The sequence below is a fragment of the Odoribacter sp. Z80 genome, assembly GCF_009935865.1.
GTDB lineage: Bacteria > Bacteroidota > Bacteroidia > Bacteroidales > Marinifilaceae > Odoribacter.
In genome coordinates this window covers 187569-209987 of the sequence record NZ_QWEL01000001.1, presented here as the reverse complement: position 1 = coordinate 209987, position 22419 = coordinate 187569, and the positions used below count along the sequence as shown (strand labels likewise).

The 22419-nt window shown below is 43.4% G+C and carries 17 protein-coding genes; 4 read left to right on the top strand and 13 right to left on the bottom strand.

Annotation, left to right across the window (positions count from 1 at the left end; translation table 11 throughout):
• Window positions 1-9 precede the first annotated feature (9 nt).
• Together D1136_RS00855 and D1136_RS00850 are read left to right on the top strand one after the other, a co-directional pair.
• Complete coding sequence (locus D1136_RS00855) at window positions 10-1677, top strand: formate--tetrahydrofolate ligase (protein ID WP_161875726.1); 1668 nt, start codon at window positions 10-12, stop codon at window positions 1675-1677.
• A gap of 10 nt (window positions 1678-1687) precedes the next feature.
• Window positions 1688-2881, top strand: coding sequence for a metallophosphoesterase (locus D1136_RS00850; RefSeq protein ID WP_161875725.1), 1194 nt, complete (start codon window positions 1688-1690; stop codon window positions 2879-2881).
• Here D1136_RS00850 and D1136_RS00845 read toward each other — a convergent pair.
• From D1136_RS00845 to D1136_RS00815, 7 genes are all read right to left on the bottom strand, one after another.
• Window positions 2878-4701 carry an LTA synthase family protein gene (locus D1136_RS00845; RefSeq protein ID WP_161875724.1) on the bottom strand — a complete coding sequence of 608 codons (1824 nt, stop codon included), beginning with the start codon at window positions 4699-4701 and terminating at the stop codon, window positions 2878-2880. The genes D1136_RS00850 and D1136_RS00845 overlap by 4 nt on opposite strands.
• 33 nt (window positions 4702-4734) lie before the next feature.
• On the bottom strand, window positions 4735-5991 hold the full coding sequence (locus D1136_RS00840; protein WP_161875723.1) for an asparagine synthetase B: 1257 nt from the start codon (window positions 5989-5991) through the stop codon (window positions 4735-4737).
• 10 nt (window positions 5992-6001) lie between these two features.
• Complete coding sequence (gene dnaB / locus D1136_RS00835; protein WP_161875722.1) at window positions 6002-7540, bottom strand: replicative DNA helicase; 1539 nt, start codon at window positions 7538-7540, stop codon at window positions 6002-6004.
• A 14-nt stretch (window positions 7541-7554) separates the two neighbouring features.
• Window positions 7555-8130, bottom strand: a complete 576-nt coding sequence (locus D1136_RS00830) for a 3'-5' exonuclease (RefSeq protein WP_161875721.1) — start codon at window positions 8128-8130, stop codon at window positions 7555-7557.
• Between the two features lie 4 nt (window positions 8131-8134).
• On the bottom strand, window positions 8135-8971 hold the full coding sequence (locus D1136_RS00825) for an enoyl-ACP reductase (RefSeq protein WP_161875720.1): 837 nt from the start codon (window positions 8969-8971) through the stop codon (window positions 8135-8137).
• Between the two features lie 79 nt (window positions 8972-9050).
• The gene (gene recN / locus D1136_RS00820) at window positions 9051-10715 is read right to left on the bottom strand and encodes a DNA repair protein RecN (protein ID WP_161875719.1); all 1665 of its coding nucleotides are present in this window, start codon (window positions 10713-10715) and stop codon (window positions 9051-9053) included.
• Between the two features lie 10 nt (window positions 10716-10725).
• Window positions 10726-11637 (bottom strand): DUF4835 family protein, encoded by a 912-nt coding sequence (locus D1136_RS00815; protein WP_161875718.1) that lies wholly within the window; start codon window positions 11635-11637, stop codon window positions 10726-10728.
• A 156-nt stretch (window positions 11638-11793) separates the two neighbouring features.
• Between D1136_RS00815 and nusB the strand changes: the two genes are divergently transcribed.
• Entirely contained in the window at window positions 11794-12741 is a 948-nt protein-coding gene (nusB, locus tag D1136_RS00810; RefSeq protein ID WP_161875717.1) for a transcription antitermination factor NusB, read from the top strand.
• A gap of 32 nt (window positions 12742-12773) precedes the next feature.
• Here nusB and D1136_RS00805 read toward each other — a convergent pair whose 3' ends face one another.
• From D1136_RS00805 to rimO, 6 genes are all read right to left on the bottom strand, one after another.
• Window positions 12774-13340, bottom strand: coding sequence for a TIGR00730 family Rossman fold protein (locus D1136_RS00805; RefSeq protein ID WP_161875716.1), 567 nt, complete (start codon window positions 13338-13340; stop codon window positions 12774-12776).
• Window positions 13341-13424: 84 nt separating this feature from the next.
• Entirely contained in the window at window positions 13425-15389 is a 1965-nt protein-coding gene (gene gyrB / locus D1136_RS00800; RefSeq protein WP_161875715.1) for a DNA topoisomerase (ATP-hydrolyzing) subunit B, read from the bottom strand.
• A 154-nt stretch (window positions 15390-15543) separates the two neighbouring features.
• Window positions 15544-17757: a sodium-translocating pyrophosphatase gene (locus D1136_RS00795; protein ID WP_161875714.1), complete on the bottom strand. Its 2214-nt coding sequence runs from the start codon at window positions 17755-17757 to the stop codon at window positions 15544-15546.
• A gap of 22 nt (window positions 17758-17779) precedes the next feature.
• The gene (locus tag D1136_RS00790; protein ID WP_202623029.1) at window positions 17780-18280 is read right to left on the bottom strand and encodes a ferritin-like domain-containing protein; all 501 of its coding nucleotides are present in this window, start codon (window positions 18278-18280) and stop codon (window positions 17780-17782) included.
• An 82-nt stretch (window positions 18281-18362) separates the two neighbouring features.
• Window positions 18363-19133, bottom strand: a complete 771-nt coding sequence (locus D1136_RS00785) for an META domain-containing protein (protein ID WP_161875713.1) — start codon at window positions 19131-19133, stop codon at window positions 18363-18365.
• A gap of 41 nt (window positions 19134-19174) precedes the next feature.
• Window positions 19175-20461, bottom strand: a complete 1287-nt coding sequence (gene rimO / locus D1136_RS00780) for a 30S ribosomal protein S12 methylthiotransferase RimO (RefSeq protein ID WP_161875712.1) — start codon at window positions 20459-20461, stop codon at window positions 19175-19177.
• A gap of 73 nt (window positions 20462-20534) precedes the next feature.
• Here rimO and D1136_RS00775 point away from each other — a divergent pair, with 73 nt between their 5' ends.
• Complete coding sequence (locus tag D1136_RS00775; protein ID WP_161875711.1) at window positions 20535-22367, top strand: YgiQ family radical SAM protein; 1833 nt, start codon at window positions 20535-20537, stop codon at window positions 22365-22367.
• Window positions 22368-22419: the final 52 nt, after the last annotated feature.

Genomic DNA, 22419 nt, shown 5'->3' with positions numbered 1-22419 from the left:
TCCCAAACCATGACAGATATTGAAATAGCCAACACAATAAAGCTAAAACCCATTACGGAAATCGCAAAAAAGATAGGGATAGCTCCGGACGAATTGGAATTATACGGAAAATATAAGGCCAAATTACCTTTACATTTGATTCAACCGGAAAAAATCCGGGGTAAACATCTGATTCTTGTATCGGCTATTTCACCCACTCCAGCCGGCGAAGGAAAAACAACCATTTCTATCGGCCTGAGCGAAGGTTTGAACCGGATTGGTAAAAAAACAACGGTAGTACTGCGCGAACCCTCTCTGGGACCTGTATTCGGAATCAAAGGGGGCGCTACAGGAGGAGGCTATTCCCAGGTATTGCCAATGGAAGATATTAACCTCCATTTCACCGGCGACTTCAATGCTATAGAAAAAGCCCATAACCTGTTAGCCGCTTTAATTGACAATAACGTTCAGAGCAAAACTTCTTCCCTGGGCCTGGACCCCCGGACCGTTACCTGGAAAAGAGTTATGGATATGAACGACCGTTCTCTCCGCCATATCATTGTCGGTCTCGGGGGAACAACATCCGGAGTACCCCGGGAAACAGGCTTTGACATTACGGCAGCCTCCGAAATCATGGCTATCCTCTGTCTGGCAGAAAGTTTTACCGATCTGAAAGAAAGATTGGGAAATATTTTCATTGGCTACACTTACGATAAGCAACCTTTATACGCCCGTGACCTGAAAGCCAATGGTGCAATGGCCGCTTTATTGAAAGAAGCCATCAAACCGAACCTGGTACAAACAATTGAAGGCAATCCGGCAATTATCCACGGCGGGCCTTTTGCCAATATAGCCCAAGGCACCAACTCTGTATTAGCCACTAAAATGGGCCTGTCACTTTCCGATTTCGTGGTCACAGAAGCCGGATTCGGATTTGACCTCGGAGCCGAGAAATTTTTTGACATCAAATGCGTCAAAGCAGGTTTAAATCCCAGTGCAGTAGTGCTTGTGGCCACTGTACGTGCATTGAAATATCATGGAGGAGTCAAACAGGAAAACCTGAAAGAAAAAGATACGGCAGCTTTACGGAAAGGTATGGAAAACCTCGAAAAGCACATCGAAAACATGAAGAAATTTAATATCTGTCCGATTGTTGCTTTAAATAAGTTTGTTTCTGATACAGAAGAAGAAATACAGATTATAGCTGAAAAATGCAAAGAGCTGGGAGTGCCGATGGAAGTGGCCGATGTCTGGGCCAAAGGCGGAGAAGGAGCTGAAACACTGGCCAGATTAACTGCTAAAATTGCGGAACAATGCGAATGTAAGCTACGCCCGCTCTACGACTGGAACTGGGCTATCGAACAAAAAATTGAAACGATAGCCAAAGAAATCTACGGAGCAGCAGCCATCGACTATACCGCACAAGCCAAAACAGACCTGAAAAGGATTAAAAACCTTGGTTTGGAACACCTGCCCGTATGTATGGCCAAAACACAAAAATCACTCTCCGACAACCCTAAACTATTAGGACGTCCAAAAGATTTCATTGTTACCGTCCGTCAGATTGAAATTGCTGCCGGTGCCGGTTTCGTAATTCCCATCACAGGAGAAATTATGCGAATGCCCGGACTTCCGGACAAACCGGCTGCAGAAAACATCGACATTGACGAAAACGGTCGGATCAGCGGATTGTTTTAAACCAATGACCATGAGAAGCAGCGATTTGATTTTAATAACCGGTATTTTTACCATACTCGCCATAGACGGACTCCTGTATTACCAACTCCGCGATCAGTTAAGAAAAAAATGGCAAAAGGGTATTTATTTTTTCCATACTCTGTTTTTTATCTCGCTGCTATTTCTTTTTCAATACTTTATAATCCGTCTGAAAGGTCCTCAAGGATATTTCTGGATTGAAAAAATCATCGGAATCACTTTTCTGTTTTATGTCCCTAAACTTGTTTTTATTGTTTTCCACGGGTTCGGAAGTCTTTTCCGACATTCAGGAATCCGCATAACCCGTTTTTTTTCCTGGACAAGAAACCTTTTATCCGTCGTCTTCTTTCTCCTGTTGCTGTACAGCATCACTTGGGGACGATACGACTACAAAACAGACATCCAGGAAGTTCCTTTCAAAAATCTGCCATCCGGTTTCAATCACTTTAAGATTGTACAACTCTCGGATTTGCATTTAGGTAGTTTCGGGGAAAGCTACCGGGGCATAGAAAAACTGGTCAGAGAAATAAACCGCCTAAAGCCCGATTTAATCGTATTCACCGGAGATATGGTCAACAATTTTGCCGATGAAATGCTTCCCTGGATTAGTGCATTCCAGAAATTAAAAGCCCCGTACGGCAAATATGCCGTTACCGGAAATCACGATTACGGTAATTATACCCATTGGCCCAATGCCAGGGAAAAAAAGGAAAATCAGGAACGCTTTGCCCGGTATATGCAAGAAATGGGATTCCACCTACTCAACAACACTCGGGTTCCACTCACCGCCCATGGCGACACCCTCTGGCTGGCAGGTGTGGAAAATTGGGGAAACCCTCCCTTCCCTCAATACGGAAATCTTGCACAGGCACTGGATTCTTTGCCGGAAGACCGGTTTGTCATTATGCTCTCCCATGACCCCAGCCATTGGCATGCAGAACTATTACACCACTCCATTCCCCTGACCTTATCCGGACATACCCATGCCATGCAAATGGGTATTCGCACAAAAAAATTTCAATGGAGTCCGTCTCAGTACCTCTATCCTGAATATGACGGACTTTACCGGATAGGAGAACAATACCTTTATGTCAGCCGGGGCCAGGGTTATCTGGGATTTCCCGGACGTGTAGGTCTCCGGCCTGTCATCACCGAACTTATTCTTCTGAGAGAACCTTCCCGTTAAGGTTTCATCTCCGCACTGACCGACTGGAGCCACGCTTTCAACAATTCCTGATTCCGGTCGGTCTCTTTTTCTATAAATTGCCCGCTTTGTAGGTTCAGAACACTCTTACCTCCGGGGGTAATCAAACCGGCAGCGTTAGGATAAGAATAGAACGCACAGGGAACTACGGGGTCAGCCAAAAGATTCCGACTATATTTATAGCTGGAGTACTCCAGTCCCAGTTGAGCCAATACGGTAGCCACCATGTCAGTCTGAGAACCCAAAGTGGTAACAACCGTATCTTTTACACTTAACGCCCCGCCGGACAAAATCAAAGGAATATGATAGGCAGCCGGCTCTGCCGGGTCCAAATGTTTGATATGCCGGGTACCGTGGTCAGCCATCAAAATAAACAAAGTATTCTCCCATAATCCGGAAGCTTTGCATTTGGTTATCAAACGGCCGATACAATCATCACTGTAATGAATGGCATTCAGAAATCTATGCTCCGTATCATCCCCTGGTATATACGCTTCTCCCGGAACATCGAAAGGTTCATGGCTACTCATATTAAAAGCCATATACATAAAGGGATGCGGAGCTTTTTGCATATCTTCAAACAAACGGTCAAACATATACTGGTCATGTATACCCCACTTAAAACGATTCTCTACAGCTTCCCCGGAAAAATCATCTTCTGTGACCATACTTTGAAAACTCATCGTAATATAAGAACGAAAACCACCAAAATTAATGTCCCCGGCATAATAAAAACGGGTAGTATATCCGGCTGCTTCCAACTCTTTCGGAAAACGGGAATATTTCATCAGCTTGCCAGGATATTTAATCATGGCTACAGCAGGATTGGAAGGCATTCCACTGATGGCAGCCACTATCCCCCGATCAGAACGGGAGCCCGTAGCATAGATATTGGAAAACAATATACCCTCCTTAGCCAGTGCATTCAAAGCAGGCGTCACATCAGGATAACCACCCAGCACCTCAATTGCATTAGCAGTAAAACTTTCCAGTAATAAAAAAACAATGTTGGGACGTTCGGTCCGCAAAATACGGGGATAATTGTTACCGGTTTGCAAAACACTATCCAGTAACCGGGCAGCCTGCTCTTCAGGCATGAATACATATTGTTTCCCGGCTTTCTTCACATGCGTCAGTTCATAAACAAAATTCCATACCGGATTGATGGCAGCCTGATTGGCATACATATTAGCGGGATGAAAAAATACGAAACTGCTGTTTAACGGAGCCACATTAAATCCTCCCCGTACGGGAATAATCATACTTCCGCCTATAAGCAGAAAAAGAGGTATACTCCACCAATTCTTGCAGGCATCCTTTAACCCGACAACTACCCAACGCCTGTAAACCCATCCGCATACCGCCAGAAATGCCCCCATCAAAAGCAACAAACATACGACCAACCACCCAGGGGTCGAAGCCATCGCTTCCTTCGGAGTTTTCAGATACACCAAAGAAGTCGTGTCTATATGATACCCCCAGTTTTTAAACAATTCCAGGTCGGCAGTCATAACCACAGCAAAAAAAACCAGGCATATCCAGGTCAGAAATGAAAAAATCCTCCGTAACACATGCTCCGGAAAAAAAGGACTGACAGCCATAATCAGGCTTGCAACCATTAAAATATACCCTCCCAAAGACATATCCAAAGGCAGTCCTCCGAAAATAATATGCAATAAATCACGACCCGACAAAAAGGACGTGTCCTGCCATTGATAAAACAGAAATAATATTCTGGCACATAACGATATTCCGACCCAGAACAGATAATACCTGAATAAAAACAATAATTTCTTTTTCATAGCAGATGACTTCGTCCCATTCCGTGCAACGGGCTATGTTTTATGTTGTTTCTTTTTGGCAGCCGGAAACAATACATTGTTCAATATCAACCGATATCCCGCAGACTGCTTATGTAAATCCAGTTCAGTAATAGGGTCCCCTACAAAATGCTGATAATCCTCCGGGTCATGGCCTCCGTAAAAAGTCCAGGTTCCTTTTCCAAACTCTCCGTGTATATACCGGGCTTCACCAGCCGCTTTATTCTCTCCCATCACCAATACGTCCGATTTAATCAACTTTCGGTTATAAGCCGTAGTCTGTCCCATAAATCCCTTAATCATATTCTCATGATTTTGGCATAACATTGTAGGAACAGGGTCCCATTTGGCTGAAAATTCAAAAAGCAGGAAATAATCGTCCCGCTCATTCACCTGCCGGCTTTCCGTCACATCTATATCCGAATATTCATAAACATTGGGATTCAATTCAAGTTTAAAATCCTTAAAAGCAAAAGTCCGGCTGTAATCCAACTTTTCCTGCGCATCAGGATCCACCGGGTCCCCGTCAAACATCACATCACAAATATCCACCTCCATGGCAGCTAAAGCAATGTCATAAGTATCCGTTGCAGAACACATGGCAAACATAAAACCACCATGATCCACATAATCCCGGATAGTACGAACCACAGCTTTCTTTAACTCAGAAATCTTTGTATATCCAAACCGATTGGCTGTCTGCAAATTAGCAGCTTCCTCCGCCTTATACCAATCCATATGACGATAATTGCGGTAGAATTTTCCCATCTGGCCCGTAAAATCTTCATGATGCAAATGCAACCAGTCATAATCCTTCAAACCACCGTCCAAAATTTCGCTATCATACACTACGTCATATGGAATCTCTGCATAAGTCAGAGCCAATGTCACCGCATCATCCCAGGGCTTTTTTTCTTTGGGGGAATAAACGGCTATCTTAGGTGCCTTTTCCAATTTCATGGCATCGGCATTGACCTCAGGCACCGCAATCTCATTCAATATTGCCGTCAGCCGGGAAGGAGGGATAACCTCAAAACTCACTCCTTTCAAAAGACATTCCGTCCGTCCCTCTCCATCAAAAGGCAAAACAAAACTACCTCCTCTGTAATTCAATAGCCATTGAATCTCATACCCTTTCTTCAGGGCATGATAAGCCACTCCATAAGCTTTCAGATGATTCGTTTGCGTTTCATCCATAGGAACCAGGATATGATTGGCATATACGCCACCTGTCCATAAACAAAAACAAAACAAAATCCACACTTTCATCATGGCATAAAGGCTAAAAAGGAACACTTCCGGTATGATCAAAATCTTCCTGCAATTCTCCGAATCCCTGGGCCAATTCCGGCATACCCACCTCTTCGTTCATCTTTGAACCGATAATCTGAGTCACGACCTCACCGGTAGCAGCATTCGAAGCAAAAGGAGATGTGGTATCCAAATCACAAAACTGGGTCAACTCAGCCCGGAAACGCAAGTTCACTTCTCCTACAGCTCCGTTACGGTGTTTGGCTATAATGATACTCGCAATTCCCAGCAGAGAATTCCCTTCATTATCAGTTGTTATCCCATATTTTTCCGGACGATGGATAAAAAGCACCATATCCGCATCCTGCTCAATCGAACCGGATTCACGCAGGTCGGACAGCATCGGTTTTTTGTCGGGACGCGATTCAACACCCCGGTTCAACTGCGACAAAGCCAGAACAGGGATGTTTAACTCCTTGGCAATAATCTTCAACTGACGGGATATCATGCTCACTTCCTGTTCGCGGTTACCACGCATATCTGCACCCGCCGTCATTAACTGCAAATAGTCAATAATCAATACTTTTATATCGTATTTCTGTTTCAGGCGACGGCACTTGGCCCTCAACTCAAAAATAGACAATGCCGGAGTATCATCCACTAAAATAGGTGCTTCCACCAAGGCCTTGATACGGCTATGCAATTGTTGCCATTCCGAATCAGTCAGACGTCCGGTCTTTAATTTCTCGGAACTCAATTCCGTTTCACTGGCAATCAGACGATTCACCAATTGGACGGAAGACATTTCCAGAGAAAATATAGCCACAGGTTGCTTATGTACGACAGCCATATTCCGTGCCATAGAAAGTACGAAAGCCGTCTTTCCCATTGCAGGCCGCGCTGCTATAATCACCAAATCCGAAGGCTGCCATCCCGACGTCACAGAATCCAATGCATTAAAACCTGACGGAAGTCCGCTGATACCGTCCGGTTTCTGGGCTGCAGCCTGTATTCCTTTTATGGCTTCATCAATAATAGGAGCTATTTCCGCAGTATCCTTCTTGATATTCCCGTCAGCAATATCAAATACAGCTTTCTGGGCCTTATCCATCAAATCAGACACATCCGTAGCTTCGTCATAAGCCATAGCCTGCAACTCCGTACAAACTCCGATGAGTTTACGCTGTAAATACTTCTGAACAATAATTTTGGCGTGAAACTCTATATGAGCAGCAGAAGCCACACGGGAAGTCAACTGCGACAAATAATAATACCCACCGACCTGCTCCAGCTCCCCGCTTTGCTTCAATGCTTCACTCACCGTCAATAAATCCACAGGGTCATCATGGATAAACAACTTGTGGATAGCCCGGAAAATCCGTTGATGAGCATCCTTATAAAAAGCATCCGGCTCCAATAAATCTCCCACAATGGAAAAAGCATCCCTTTCCAGCATCAGAGCTCCCAGTACAGCTTCTTCCAAATCTATAGCCTGGGGAGGCATTTTCCCGTACTCAGCCTGTAAATCCTTTACAGTATTCCTGGTATTAAAATCTGATTTTTTAGCCATACTCAACCTTGCAACTACAATTTAATAATCCCTCGTCTATTTAACTCCCAGAAACATCGGGCAGTGGCTGCGACATCAGCCAGCGCATTATGGGCATTCTCAAATCCCACACCAAACAAAATTTGATGCAACTCCGCCAAACGAGGAGATTTAAACCCTTTTTTCCCAGGCAATTGACAATAATCCGTGGAGCCCTTCATCGTACAATATTTCGGTTTCAAAAAAAGAGTGGTCATCATCCTTAAACGTTCAAACTCAGCCCCGACAATACACTCATCAAAACCGATGTTGTGACCGATTAACGCCGCAGCACCATCTATTTTCTCCGCAAACTCCTCCATCACCTCCTTCAATGGTCTTCCCTTTTCCTGGGCCATCGACGTAGTGATACCGTGCAAACGTGAAACTTCCGGCGGTATAGTATACCCCTCAGGATAAATGATTACATCCCGGCTATCCAATACCTTCCCCACGGCATCATATTCCATCCACGCCAATTGTACCAAACGGGGCCAATTTTCAAGGTCAGTTACAGGTGCATTCCATCGCTTGGGCAGTCCGGTCGTTTCAGTGTCAAAAAACAAATACATTCAATCACTCTTTCTCCCCATTTTCAAAACTCTTGTTATACTGATGCATAGCCCTGTAACTCATTCCCATACTTGAGAATCCTCCATCATGATACAAGTTCTGCATCGTAATCTTACGGGTAAGATCCGAAAAAAGGCATATACAATAGTTGGCACATTCATCGGCCGTAGCATTTCCCAGCGGAGACATCCGGTCTGCAAAATCCACCAGAGAATCAAATCCCTTGATTCCGCTTCCGGCAGTTGTCATGGTCGGCGACTGGGAAATAGTGTTTACCCGGATTTTCTTTTCCCGACCATAAATATAACCGAAGCTCCTGGCAATAGATTCCAGCATCGCCTTAGCGTCAGCCATATCATTGTACTCATACATAGTACGCTGGGCAGCCACATAAGACAAGGCCACCACAGAGCCCCATTCATTCAGTACATCCAACTTTTTGGCCGTTTGCAATACCTTATGAAAAGAAATAGCCGATATATCCAGCGTTTTCTGTAAAAAATCATAATCCAGATCGTCATAAGCCCTTTTCTTCCGGACATTCAACGACATTCCTATGGAATGCAATATGAAATCCATCTTTCCTCCAAAATGACGCATTGCCTCATTCATCAGATTCGTCAAATCTTCAACACTCGTCGCATCAGCAGGAATCAAAGGAATATTATGTTTGTCCGCAAACTCCTGAATTCCCCCCATCCGGATGGATAAAGGCGTATTGGTCAATACTATCTCAGCACCTTCTTCCAAGCACTTTTCTGCTACTTTCCAAGCAATTGACATCTCATTCAATGCACCGAAAATAATTCCTTTCTTTCCTTTTAATAAATTATAAGCCATTTTTGTTTTTTTGGTTTAACATCTTTCCGACTTGTTCTTTCACAATACGGAAGTGACAAAAGTACAAATAATTTTATTCCTAATTCCCTGTTTTCACCTGTAAAAGATTACGGGCAGCCTCTTCCGCAGCTTGTGTAATCTCTTTTCCACTAATCATCCCCGCTATTTCGCGAATCCGCTCTTCCTCATTCAGAAGCCGGATCCGGGATATGGTTGTTTCCGGACTATCCTCCTTATATACCTTATAGTGGGCCTCTCCGGCGGCGGCTATTTGCGGTAAATGGGATATGCTAAGCACCTGCATACATTTCGCCATATCCTGCATCATCCGGGCCATACGATGAGCCACCTCCCCTGAAAGACCGGTGTCAATTTCGTCAAATACAATAACAGGCAGGCGTTTGGTTGCAGATAATACATACTTCAACGCCAGCATAACCCGGGAAATCTCTCCCCCCGAAGCAACCTTCGCAATTTCTCCCGGTTCCTGATTTTTATTGGCCGCAAACAGAAATTGCACCCCATCTGTTCCGGTCGGAGTGTACTCCTGCAATGGAAAAATACGTACGATAAAATCAGCATGCCGGATTCCCAAATCCATCAGCAATCTTTTCATCATCTCTTCTAATTTCCCTTTTTCCTCTTCCCTCAGGCAATGCATTTTCGCCGCCAATTTTTGCATCTGCTGTTCCGTCTCCCGCAACTCTTTCCCTGCCGCCTCAATATCTTCCGAACTCACGGACAGACTGTCCAGTTTTTTCTGAAATTCCTGTTTTAATTGCAGTAGTTCAGCTACAGCCTCTACCTTGTATTTAAATAACAAATCATAAATTACATTCAATCGCTGATTGATCGCCTCTATCCGGCCAGTGTTATATTCAATATCCTCGGCCTTCCGCTCCGCTTCATCGGCCAGGTCATTCAATTCTATAACCACCGAATCGAGTCGCTGAACATATTCAGCAGATTCCGGAAAAGCAGAACCAAGAGAAGCCGTTGCATTCCGGACACTTTTTAGAACCTGAATCACAGATTGTTCAGTATCCCTTACATTCCAGGTGATACTCCCCAGGGCGGATTTTATATTTTCAGCATGGGTCAGCATATCCAACTCTCTCTCCAATTCCTCTTTTTCCCCTTCCCGCAAACAGGCACTTTCCAACTGACTGAATTGAAACTTCAGATAATCGCTTTCTTTTTCCGCATCGGCAACCCTACTTTGCATCTCTTTTAAACGGAACTGTAACTTCCGGTGCTTCCTGAACAAAACACTGTATTCTTCCAAAAACGTATTTCCACAAAAAGCATCCAGTATCTCCGTCTGATACTCTGGCCGGGCCAACAATAAAGATTGATGCTGAGAATGAATGTCCACCATAAAATGGCCGAATTCCTTCAACACTTTATTATTCACCGGCGTATCATTGATAAACCCCCGGGATTTTCCCTCCGGGGTCACCTCCCGCCTCACCAAAACATGGTCTGCATAATCCAGATCATTCTCTTCAAACCACTCTTGCAACTGGTATCCCGATATCTCATATTCTATCTCTACAACACACTTCCGGGACTTATCCAAAATAGCCGAAGCATCAGCCCGCTGTCCCAAAGTCAGCCCGATAGCCCCCAAAAGAATGGATTTACCCGCACCTGTCTCTCCGGTAATAACAGAAAAACCTTTTCCCGGCGCAATTTCCGTCTGGTCAATCAAGGCGAAATTATAGATATGGATATGCTCTATCATAATATAAACTTCAATTTGTCTTTTCCTGTATCAGGACATTATATTTCGAATTATTAGCCGCATTTACTTCCGAAACAATATTGTAAACCCTTTTCCGCTCATCTGTGAAAGCCGGTTTATAAATATTGACAAGTTCATCCGCTTTAGCGTCAAAAAATACTTGTAAAATATAAGAATTGGGTTTTGTCCGATGAGCTTTCTGTAACAACTCCAAGCCTTCCAGTATAGCCATCCTGCCGTCCGTAACATTATCCGCCATCACGTCCAGCCCCAGGCGATGATAACGGTAAATACATTCCCGGACAGGAGCATAACTCCTGTCCTGCAGATTGTTGATCAACCAATAACGATTCCGGCGGCTTTCAAAAGATTTCCAACCGGCCTCCCGCGCGTTCTGGCACTGGGCCGCTATATTCTCTGCCCTGTTGTAAAATTCATTTCCTCCCATTAAAGAAAAACTGTCATAATCCACCCCCAAAATAATATTGGCATAAAAAGCCAGCAGATTCACTAAATTACCATTCTGTCCGGATTCATTGTATTCCAGGGGTTCAAATTCCCGGTAAGTAAAATCAATATCGGTATCTTTAAAATTCAGCAATACGGAATTATAAGACGAATTGTAAACGGGCCGGCTCACCCGAATCTGCATGGAACCTTTAAACTGGTCGCTTCCAATCTGCTCATCCAATGTAATCTGAATATTGCACTCCACCCGCTCATCATAGCTGAAAACATTTTCCGACCACCGTTTGTCATTCAAAAATTCATACATATCCCGTTGCATATTACTGAACAATTCACGGTCAGTACCCTGAATTTTTTGTGAAGAAACAGAGATATTACACTTCAACTCCTGAGCATTCAGTCTCCAAGCTAATCCCAACAGCAAAATACATCCCCCAAAAATACATTTTATCATATACACAAACCTTACAGGTAAATATCCCAATAAACATACAAATATAAAGTTTTATCGGGACACTGATAATTTTTGATTCCGCATTTTTCATTCTTCATTTTATTTCCTACTTTTGCGCCGTTAAAATTAACATATCGTACATAGTTCTTCATCAAAATGACCAGCAGGAGATTAATCAGAATCAAAGTTTTACAACTACTTTATGCTTTCAGTAAAAAAGAAAACGTTACGCTTGCTGAAATAGAGCGGGATTTACTCAAAAGCATGTCCAAAAGTACCGATTTATACTACGAAACCTTTTCTTTACTTACCGAAATCCGGCATAAAGCCTTTCTGAAAATTGATGCAGCCCGCAATCGCCACTTGGTTTCCAATATTGAACTGAATCCCAATACCCGTTTTATCGAAAATCCGATTTTCGACCTGATAGAAAAAAATAAGAAATTTCAGACCTACATAAACAGCAATGCCATCTCCTGGGCTGACAATCAGGAAATGATCGTCTATTTCTATAATAAACTATTAGAATGGCCCGCCTATCAAAAATACATGTATCGTAAAGAAATCACTTTTGAACAGCATAAACAACTGGTTCTGGACTTTTTTTCGGAAGTGATTATTCAGGATGACATGTTCTATCAAACCCTCGAAGAAAAAAACATCTTTTGGAATGATGATTTCGAATTGGTATTAAGCATCGTACACAAAACCTTATGGCACATCAAGGAACACACAAAAGAAGACGATGATATTTTTTATCCCATCTATAAACCTCAGGAAGACGCCGAATTTGCACGTACCCTGATGCGAAAAGCCTATATGGGATATGAAGAAAACATTAAATTAATTGATAAATTTACTTACAACTGGGAATTGGACCGGATCTCGGACATGGACAAATTAATCATGGCTTGTGCCATCGCAGAACTGAAACATTTCCCTTCCATCCCCATTAAAGTTACTCTCGACGAATACATCGAGATTTCCAAAACATACAGTTCTTCCAAAAGCAGTGCCTTTATCAATGGAGTCCTGGACAAAGCAGTCTCCCTGCTGAAAGATACCAACGAAGTGATAAAGACAGGACGGGGATTAATGGAATAACAAAGAGGGGATTTTCCCCTCCCTCTATCCCATTACTGATACTTCAACTCCATTTCAGAAATCCTGTAATTTTGTAAATAGTCCCATACTTCCTCTGCCGTATTTACCACAGTATATAAATTATCATAACTTCCGGAAACAAAACCTTCCATCCGGATGCTCTCAATAAACCGGAAAAAAGTATCATAAAAACCCGACGTATTCAAAAATACGATAGGTTTACGGTGAATTCCAAGCTGTTTTAAAGTTATCACCTCCGTAATTTCTTCCAATGTTCCCCATCCACCAGGCAGGGCCACAAATGCATCCGCGTTTTCACGCAACAAATGTTTACGTTCTTTCATATCGGCAGCAACCATGAGGTGGCAAAAACAGCCGGCCGAAATCCCCTTTTCCTGAATACAACGGGGAATAATCCCTATGACTTCTCCTCCATTTTCAAAAGTTGCAACAGCAACTTCATTCATTAATCCTACATTAGTACCACCATATACCAATTTATTTCCAAACCTCCCGATCAAGGCTCCCAGATTCCGGGCAGCTTCAAAAAACTTGTGGTCTATCCGATTGGAAGAAGCACAAAATACAGCAATCTGCATTATCCCTATTTTTAACAGTAAAAGAAAAATCTCCTTAAGCCTATCAGTTCAAGGAGATTTTCATGATTTCAAAATTACGCTTTATCAGGCATCAATCGTCGCGTAAGTTGCATTCTGCTCGATAAACTGCCGGCGGGGCGGAACATCATCCCCCATCAACATAGAAAAAATCCGGTCGGCCTCTGCAGCATTTTCAATAGAAACCTGACGCAAAATCCGGTTCTCAGGAGACATGGTCGTATCCCACAACTGCTCCTTACTCATTTCACCCAGACCTTTATATCGCTGGATATGCAAACCCGAATCTCCCTTTCCGTTACTCATTTCATTGACCAACTGCTCCAGTTCCTTTTCCGTCCAGCAATACCGTTGTTCCTTATTTCCTTTCTTCACAGAATACAAAGGAGGCGTTGCAATATACAAATAACCGTTTTCAATAACAGGACGCATAAAGCGGAAAAATAAAGTCATAATCAAAGTGGCAATATGCGCACCGTCAACGTCAGCATCGGCCATGATCACAATCTTGTGATACCGAAGTTTATCCAGATTGACAGCTTTACTGTCATCATCCGTCCCTATAGTAATGCCCAGGGCCTGGAAAATAATCTTGATTTCATCACTCTCAAAAACCCGGTGTAGCATGGCTTTCTCCACATTTAAGATTTTACCGCGTAAAGGTAAAATCGCCTGAAAACGACGGTCACGCCCCTGTTTGGCCGTACCCCCTGCCGAATCTCCCTCCACCAGGAATATTTCACACTTAGCCGGGTCATTATCTGAACAATCCGCCAATTTACCCGGAAGTCCGGAACCGCTCAAAACGGTTTTCCTCTGTACCATCTCCCTCGCCTTACGAGCCGCATGACGGGCGGTAGCAGCCAGAATCACTTTATCAACAATAGCTTTCGCTTCCTTGGGATGTTCTTCCAGATAATTTTCCAGTAAAGAAGAAACAGCCTGAGCAACTGCAGAACCGACCTCGGTATTTCCCAACTTGGTCTTGGTCTGTCCCTCAAACTGAGGTTCTGCCACTTTCACAGAAATCACAGCAGTCAATCCTTCCCGAAAATCATCACTGTTGATATCAAATTTCAACTTAGAAAGCATACCATGCGTTTCGGCATAATTCTTTAATGTAGAAGTTAATGCACGCTTAAAACCAGCCAGATGAGTTCCTCCCTCTATGGTATTGATATTATTGACATAAGAAAACACATTTTCCGAAAAACCCGTATTATAATGCAAAGCCACCTCTATGGGCACTCCGTTTTTCTCCGTGGTCATGTCAATCGTATCTTCAATCAGCTTCTCCCGCGTATTGTCCAGGTATTCGACAAATTCACGCAAACCATGTTCCGAATAATAAACCTCATGTTTCACTTCATTGGTCTCCGGATCCATCATCCGCTTATCGGTAATGGAAAGCCGAATGCCTTTGTTCAAATAAGCCAATTCACGTAAACGGGCAGACAATATGTCAAAATTATACTCCGTTACATAAAAAATAGTATCGTCGGGCTTAAAAGTAATGGTTGTTCCTGTACGGTCCGTATCTCCAATAATCTGAACATCCCCGGCCGGAATTCCTTTATGATATTCCTGACGCCAGATTTTTCCGTCCCGGCAGATTTCAGCAATCAAAGTAGTTGACAACGCATTCACACAGGAAACCCCGACACCATGCAACCCTCCGGATACTTTATAAGAATCTTTGTCAAACTTTCCGCCGGCATGTAAAACGGTCATAACGACCTCCAGCGCCGACTTATTTTCCTTGCTATGACGGGCCGTCGGTATACCGCGTCCGTTATCTCGTACACTAATCGAATTATCTTCATTAATAACCACCTGAATATGATTACAGTATCCCGCCAGGGCTTCATCAATGGAATTGTCTACCACCTCATATACCAAATGGTGTAATCCCTTGATATTCACATCACCAATATACATGGAAGGACGCATTCTCACCGCTTCCAAACCTTCCAGCACCTGGATACTATCGGCAGAATATTCTCTTTCGTTTTTCTCAATCTCTTCGCTCATATCTTAGTTTAATTGATTATATCACAAAACATGCAAATATAACAACTTTATAGTACAAAACCTAAAAAAAAGAGTAGACAAAAACAATAAAACCAGGAAATCTGTCAGAAGATTTCCTGGTTTTATAAAAGGACAAAAAGGCTGCCTGCTATACTTAAAGCAGACTATAAGCACAAGTCACCCCAGCCATCACGATAGCCACCATACTCATCAATTTAATCAGAATATTCAGACTCGGACCCGAAGTGTCCTTAAACGGATCTCCAACCGTATCTCCGATCACCGTAGCTTTATGCGATTCAGAACCTTTTCCTCCCAGATTCCCTTCTTCTACAAACTTCTTGGCATTATCCCAAGCTCCCCCCGAATTTGCCATAAACACAGCCAGCACAAATCCTGCCCCCAGACCGCCGGCCAAAAGACCCAACACTCCGGAAACACCGAAAACCAATCCCACAACAATCGGGGCGATAATTGCCAGCAAAGAAGGGAAAATCATTTCATGCTGTGCTCCACGGGTGGAAATCTCTACACAACGTGCATAGTCTGGTTCGGCTTTCCCTTCCATAATTCCCTTTATTTCCCGGAATTGCCTTCTCACCTCATTTACCATCTTCTGAGCAGCCCGACCGACAGCATTCATGGTCAATCCACAAAATAAAAAAGACAACATCGACCCAATCAGTACACCGGCCAACACCTTAGGATTCATCAGGGTCACCTGATACCATTCCATGAAATCCGGCAAACTGGCATTTACAATGTCTTCCCTTACCAATCTCAAAGTGCCGATAACCACCTCATGTCCCGCATCCAACATCCGTACCAGACCAATTTTAATCTCTTCTATATAAGAAGCCAGCAAAGCCAATCCGGTCAGAGCGGCCGAACCGATCGCAAAGCCTTTTCCCGTAGCAGCCGTCGTATTACCCAAAGCATCCAACGCATCCGTACGTTTGCGGACTTCTTCTCCCATCTCACTCATTTCCGCATTGCCTCCGGCATTGTCAGCAATAGGACCGTAAGCATCAGTAGCCAAAGTAATACCCAATGTGGAAAGCATACCTACGGCTGCAATTCCTATACCGTACAACCCTTTAGACATCTGAGCTCCTCCCATCATTCCCTTCACATCAAATTCAATAGCAAAAAGATAAGCCAGGATAATTCCGCACACAATAGTAATGACCGGAATTGCTGTGGAAATCATACCAGTACCTATACCCTTAATAATCACTGTAGCAGGTCCCGTTTCTGAACTTTTAGCTATATCCCGGGTCGGTCGATAAGCATGTGACGTATAAAATTCAGTAGCTTTACCGATAATAATACCCGTCAGCAAACCGGTTATTACCGAACCGCAAATCCAATAACTCAATCCCAGCAGATAAACAACCACAAAGCTGGCTACGATAATCAATACGGAACTGGTGTTGATACCCCGGTCCAATGCCCTGATCAACTGCAATTGCGAAGCACCTTCTTTTGTCTTCACCAAAAAGATTCCCAACAAAGACAGGATGACGCCAAAAGAAGCAATCAACATAGGAGCCAGAATAGCATTTACCTGCAAGCCGCTTCCGGCATAAGCAGCAGCACCTAAAGCTGCCGTTGCCAGGATCGAACCGCAATAAGACTCATATAAATCCGCACCCATACCGGCTACATCACCGACATTGTCACCGACATTATCAGCAATAGTTGCCGGATTACGCGGGTCATCCTCAGGAATGCCTGCTTCCACTTTACCGACCAAATCAGCACCTACATCTGCAGCCTTGGTGAAAATACCTCCACCAACACGGGCAAACAATGCCTGTGTAGAAGCACCCATACCAAAAGTCAGCATGGTTGTCGTAATCATAATGGCATTTTGCGCTTCCGAAGCATCCCCGACAAACAAATTCAGGATAAGCCACCATAAAGAAATATCCAACAAAGCAAGTCCCACTACAACCAATCCCATGACAGCCCCGGAACGGAAAGCCACCTTCAGCCCTTCGTTCATGCTCCTGCTCGCAGCATTAGCTGTCCGGGCAGAGGCATATGTAGCCGTCTTCATACCTATAAAACCGGCAAGCCCCGAAAAGAAACCGCCAGTCAGGAAAGCAAACCATACCCAACCGTTTTGTAAATGAGGGCCATAAGCCATCCACGCAAAAAACAGACACAAAACAAGAAAAACCAATCCCACAATTTTATATTGTTGTTTCAAATAAGCCATTGCTCCTTTTCTCACATGGCTTGCTATACGCTTCATGGTATCGGTTCCTTCCGGCTCCCGCATCATGCCTTTAAAAAACAAAAAAGCAAACAACAAGGCAATGACTGAACATACCGGAACAATCCAAAATAACTGATTCGTCATCTTTATTCAAATTAAAATTAAATTATTCTGCCGGAGTACCCATAGCAACACTTTTACTACGCTCAATCGATTGTAAAGCCAGATAATGGTCACCGAATTTCTCCAGATTATCAAGCTCTGTCTCAAATTGATCCTGATGAACTTCCTCTTCGGCAGTCAGAGTTTCGAATAATTTCTTAGATACAGAATCAGCATGGGCAGCACACTCATTCGCCCATTTATTATAAGCATCCACAGTTTCCGTCTCCATTTTTACGGCCTGTTCCAGCATATCCTTCACATTAGTCAGCTTCAGCACTTCTCCGGTCACTTTCATGTCTACCTCTCCCTTTAAAAACAGAATACGCTCAGCTAACTGTTCAACATGCATCATCTCCTGGATGGCTACACGCTTAAATAAGCTGGATACCAAATCAAAACCCATGTCGTCACAACGGAAATGAAAATACATATATTGATGTACAGCCAACAATTCATCATTAACGGCCATATTCAACAACTCAATACTCTTTTCTCTTTTCATAATTTCTTTTTTATAAATATTTTCAGGATAGCGTTACAAAATTAACATTTTTCTTCATTTAATTTACATCAACCTGATAACTTCAATCAGCTTGAGTATATAATATTTTTTCTCTTTGCTCTATCACCCATCGACCGTTCACTTTCCGCACATTGAAAGTATCGTCATCTTCTTCATTCCACACATATTCTCCTCCCGCCAGCTGCCGGCGTTCCAACACCGGATTTTTCGTTTGCCCCGGAACAAATACTTCCGCTTTCAAAGAATCAGTTGCAAATACGACATAAGCAGCCAGGGTAGAATCTTGCCCCGCAGTGGCAGAAAACTGAACTCCGTCTTCAAAAAGGCGGACACACTTCTGGCGAACTTCCGACCAGGTATAGCCTGCAGCAGCATTACATCCGTGTGCGTCTTCCGATACTCCCAGCATACGGGTCGTATCCAACGGAATGTATACTAATTTCAGTTTTGCATCCCCATTTTCCAGAATCAACTCATCTGCCCGGACAGTAAAACTTTTAACCCCTGATAAAGCTTTCATATACCGGTCTTCAAAAGCCATATCCGGACAAAACATCATGGTTGCACCACCGGGAGCAATTTCCATTTGTCCTTTCGCTCCGGCAACATAAGTTCCGAAAAAACGGTTACAGCCGGCCATACCATACACTGCCGTACTGTCGCTGAACAACAACGTCGGCAACTCCTGAGGATTGGCAACCACTTCTCCCGACTCTGTCATGGATTTTAACTGCCATTCATGTCCGCGCAATAAGGCTAAATCCCGATCAGCATTTTTACAACCAACCATAGCTAACAATACAATAAAAAACATTAATTTCAATTGTTTCATAACTTTTCTATTTTAAATTTAAACAAAAACTTTAAATCAATTCAAATCCGTGCAAACAAATCAAAACCATCCGAACCAGAAACAATTACATCATAAAATCTTCCTGTTTCCAGTTTTTCCGGACTGCTGATTATCACTTCAGGGTCCACTTCCGGTGAATCGTGCTCAGTCCTTCCGATATAACTTTCTTCCTCCTCCCGGTCTATCAGTACCCTTATTTTTTTCCCAATCAGAGAAACATTCAAATCCTCAGATACCTGTGCCTGTATTTGCATAATCTTCTCGGCCCTTGCTTTTTTTATCTCCTCAGGGACATCATCCGTATAATTTTTATCACAGTAAGTATCCTCCTCATGAGAATACGGAAATACGCCCAGACGTTCAAATTTCATTTGCCGGACAAATTCACAAAGTTCCTGGAAATCTTCTTCCGTTTCTCCCGGATGCCCTGTCATTAAAGTGGTACGGATAAATATTCCCGGTACTTCATTTCTGATTTTACGAAGCAGGTCCATAGTTTGTTGTTTGGTGATTCCTCTTCGCATTTTCCGGAGCATATGATCACTACAATGTTGCAAAGCAATATCCAGATATTTACAAACATTGGAACGCTCCCGCATAACTTTCAGCACCTCTTCTGGAAAACCGGCAGGATATGCATAATGCAGCCTAATCCATTCCAATCCCTGAATATCGGCCAGACGCTCAATCAACTCCGCCAAGCGGTTTTTACCGTACAGATCCATCCCGTAAAAAGTCAGGTCCTGGGCAACAACAAGGACCTCCCGCACTCCATTCTTGACCAGGTCCCGGCATTCCTGCAATAATCCGTCAAACTCCCTGGACTTGTGCTTTCCCGTCATAATGGGGATGGCACAATAAGAACAAGTACGGTTACATCCTTCGGAAATTTTCAGATAAGCGTAATGAGCCGGCGTAGTTAAAATACGCTGATAGCGAATAGACTCATCAAAATGCCTTCCCATTTTCTTCAACACTTCCGGCCAGTCGAATTTACCAAAGAAACCGTCCACCTCCGGAATTTCTACTTTAAGCTCATCCCTATATCGTTGTGACAAACAACCGATTACATACAATTGTCCTATCTTCCCTTCTTTCTTACGCTCCACCTGTTCCAGAATGGTATTCACTGACTCTTCCTTGGCATCTCCGATAAAACCGCAGGTATTTACAATAACCACTTCGGCGTCCGAATTTTCCACATCAGTTTCGGTTGCATATCCGGCCTTGTCCAACTGCCTCAGCAACATCTCCGTATCCACCAGATTTTTAGCACATCCCAAACTGATAATATTTACTTTTTTCATAAATAAGCCTTATGCGCAATTTGAAGCGCCAAAGGTATAAAAATTAGCTATCTTTGTCATATATTTTGTAAAAATGGATACTCAACATTTAAAATGGTTACCGACTTCTGTAAAAGAAGTAAAAGAAAGGGGATGGGAGCAACTGGATGTAATTTTGTTCTCTGGTGATGCCTACGTAGACCATCCCTCTTTTGGAGCTGCCGTTATCGGACGTCTTTTAGAATCACTGGGATTAAAAGTCGCCATTGTCCCTCAACCCAATTGGCAGGATGATTTGCGGGATTTCCGGAAATTAGGCAGTCCTCGTCTGTTTTTCGGGGTATCGGCAGGAGCTATGGATTCCATGATAAACCATTATACTGCTGCCAAAAGACGGCGTTCTGACGATGCTTATACTCCCGGAGGACGTTACGGAGCCCGGCCGGATATGCCTACCATTGCATATACGCATATCCTGAAACAACTCTATCCGGAAATTCCGGTTATCATAGGAGGAATTGAAGCCTCATTACGCCGTTTAACACACTATGATTATTGGACGGACACTTTAAAACCTTCCATCCTCATAGAAAGCAAAGCCGATATGCTGATATATGGTATGGGAGAAAAAACCATAACGGAGATTTGTAAAATGTTACAAAAAGGAGTCCCTTTTCACGGTTTGACCAATATTCCCCAAACTGTAGTTTTACGTCCCCGGTCCGCACGGGTAGCTACTAACAAACACTGGCAGGTCATCCGGCTTCATTCACATGAAATCTGCTTACAGGAAAAGAAAAAACATGCTGAAAACTTCCGGCACATCGAAGAAGAATCCAATAGCATGGAAGCCGCCCAACTAATCCAGGAAACCGGCTCCGGACAAGTGATAGTAAATCCCCCTTATCCTCCTTTGACCACTGAAGAACTGGATGCCATTTACGCCCTCCCTTTCACCCGCCTGCCCCATCCCCGTTACAAGGGCAAAGAAATACCGGCCTACAACATGATCCGGCATTCAGTTACCCTACACAGAGGATGTTTTGGAGGCTGTGCCTTCTGTACTATATCTGCCCACCAGGGAAAATTCATCACTTCCCGTTCCAAACAGTCCATATTAAAAGAACTGGAACAGATTACCCGAATGCCTGATTTTAAAGGTACCATCTCTGATTTAGGCGGCCCCTCAGCCAATATGTATGCCATGAAAGGAAAAAATCCGGAAATTTGCCGGCATTGTAAAAGAGCTTCATGCGCCTTTCCAAACATTTGCAAAAACCTGAATACCGACCACTCAGCCTTGCTGCATATCTATGAAAGTGCCCGGAAACTTCCCGGCATAAAACATTGTTATATCGGTTCAGGCATCCGTTATGACCTATGCCTGCACAACAGCAATTGTCCAGATACAAACGCAACCAACGTGAAATACCTGGAAACAGTCATCCGTTATCACGTCTCCGGACGGTTTAAAGTGGCCCCCGAACATTCCGCCGGCGAAGTGCTCCGCCTGATGCGTAAGCCTCCTTTTCAGCTCTTCCGGCAATTGAAAAACATTTTTGATCAAACGAACCAGAAATATCATTTATACCAACAAATCATCCCTTATTTTATTTCTTCACATCCGGGATGCCGCACGGAAGACATGGCCGAACTGGCTGTTGCCACCAAACAACTGAATTTCCATCTGGAGCAAGTACAAGATTTTACCCCTACCCCGATGACTATGGCGACCACCATCTACTATTCCGGCTACCATCCGTATTCGCTGAGGAAAATTGACACCGTCAAATCAGAAAAAGAAAAAAAAATACAAAACATGTTCTTTTTCTGGTACAAAAAAGAATACAAAGAAACCATCAGGGCAGTCCTTCAAAAAATACACCGTAATGATTTATTTCAGAAATTATACCGAAGAAATCTTTAATTTGTCACGATGTTTCTTTAACTTTGGCAAATCATTCGGAGCAACTTCCGAG

What these genes read in the sequence shown, in the direction of transcription:
- D1136_RS00855 (WP_161875726.1), top strand. Translation starts at nt 10, where the DNA reads ATGACAGATATTGAAATAGCCAACACAATAAAGCTAAAACCCATTACG.
- D1136_RS00850 (WP_161875725.1), top strand. Translation starts at nt 1,688, where the DNA reads ATGAGAAGCAGCGATTTGATTTTAATAACCGGTATTTTTACCATACTC.
- D1136_RS00845 (WP_161875724.1), bottom strand. Translation starts at nt 4,701, where the DNA reads ATGAAAAAGAAATTATTGTTTTTATTCAGGTATTATCTGTTCTGGGTC.
- D1136_RS00840 (WP_161875723.1), bottom strand. Translation starts at nt 5,991, where the DNA reads ATGATGAAAGTGTGGATTTTGTTTTGTTTTTGTTTATGGACAGGTGGC.
- dnaB (WP_161875722.1), bottom strand. Translation starts at nt 7,540, where the DNA reads ATGGCTAAAAAATCAGATTTTAATACCAGGAATACTGTAAAGGATTTA.
- D1136_RS00830 (WP_161875721.1), bottom strand. Translation starts at nt 8,130, where the DNA reads ATGTATTTGTTTTTTGACACTGAAACGACCGGACTGCCCAAGCGATGG.
- D1136_RS00825 (WP_161875720.1), bottom strand. Translation starts at nt 8,971, where the DNA reads ATGGCTTATAATTTATTAAAAGGAAAGAAAGGAATTATTTTCGGTGCA.
- recN (WP_161875719.1), bottom strand. Translation starts at nt 10,715, where the DNA reads ATGATAGAGCATATCCATATCTATAATTTCGCCTTGATTGACCAGACG.
- D1136_RS00815 (WP_161875718.1), bottom strand. Translation starts at nt 11,637, where the DNA reads ATGATAAAATGTATTTTTGGGGGATGTATTTTGCTGTTGGGATTAGCT.
- nusB (WP_161875717.1), top strand. Translation starts at nt 11,794, where the DNA reads ATGACCAGCAGGAGATTAATCAGAATCAAAGTTTTACAACTACTTTAT.
- D1136_RS00805 (WP_161875716.1), bottom strand. Translation starts at nt 13,340, where the DNA reads ATGCAGATTGCTGTATTTTGTGCTTCTTCCAATCGGATAGACCACAAG.
- gyrB (WP_161875715.1), bottom strand. Translation starts at nt 15,389, where the DNA reads ATGAGCGAAGAGATTGAGAAAAACGAAAGAGAATATTCTGCCGATAGT.
- D1136_RS00795 (WP_161875714.1), bottom strand. Translation starts at nt 17,757, where the DNA reads ATGACGAATCAGTTATTTTGGATTGTTCCGGTATGTTCAGTCATTGCC.
- D1136_RS00790 (WP_202623029.1), bottom strand. Translation starts at nt 18,280, where the DNA reads ATGAAAAGAGAAAAGAGTATTGAGTTGTTGAATATGGCCGTTAATGAT.
- D1136_RS00785 (WP_161875713.1), bottom strand. Translation starts at nt 19,133, where the DNA reads ATGAAACAATTGAAATTAATGTTTTTTATTGTATTGTTAGCTATGGTT.
- rimO (WP_161875712.1), bottom strand. Translation starts at nt 20,461, where the DNA reads ATGAAAAAAGTAAATATTATCAGTTTGGGATGTGCTAAAAATCTGGTG.
- D1136_RS00775 (WP_161875711.1), top strand. Translation starts at nt 20,535, where the DNA reads ATGGATACTCAACATTTAAAATGGTTACCGACTTCTGTAAAAGAAGTA.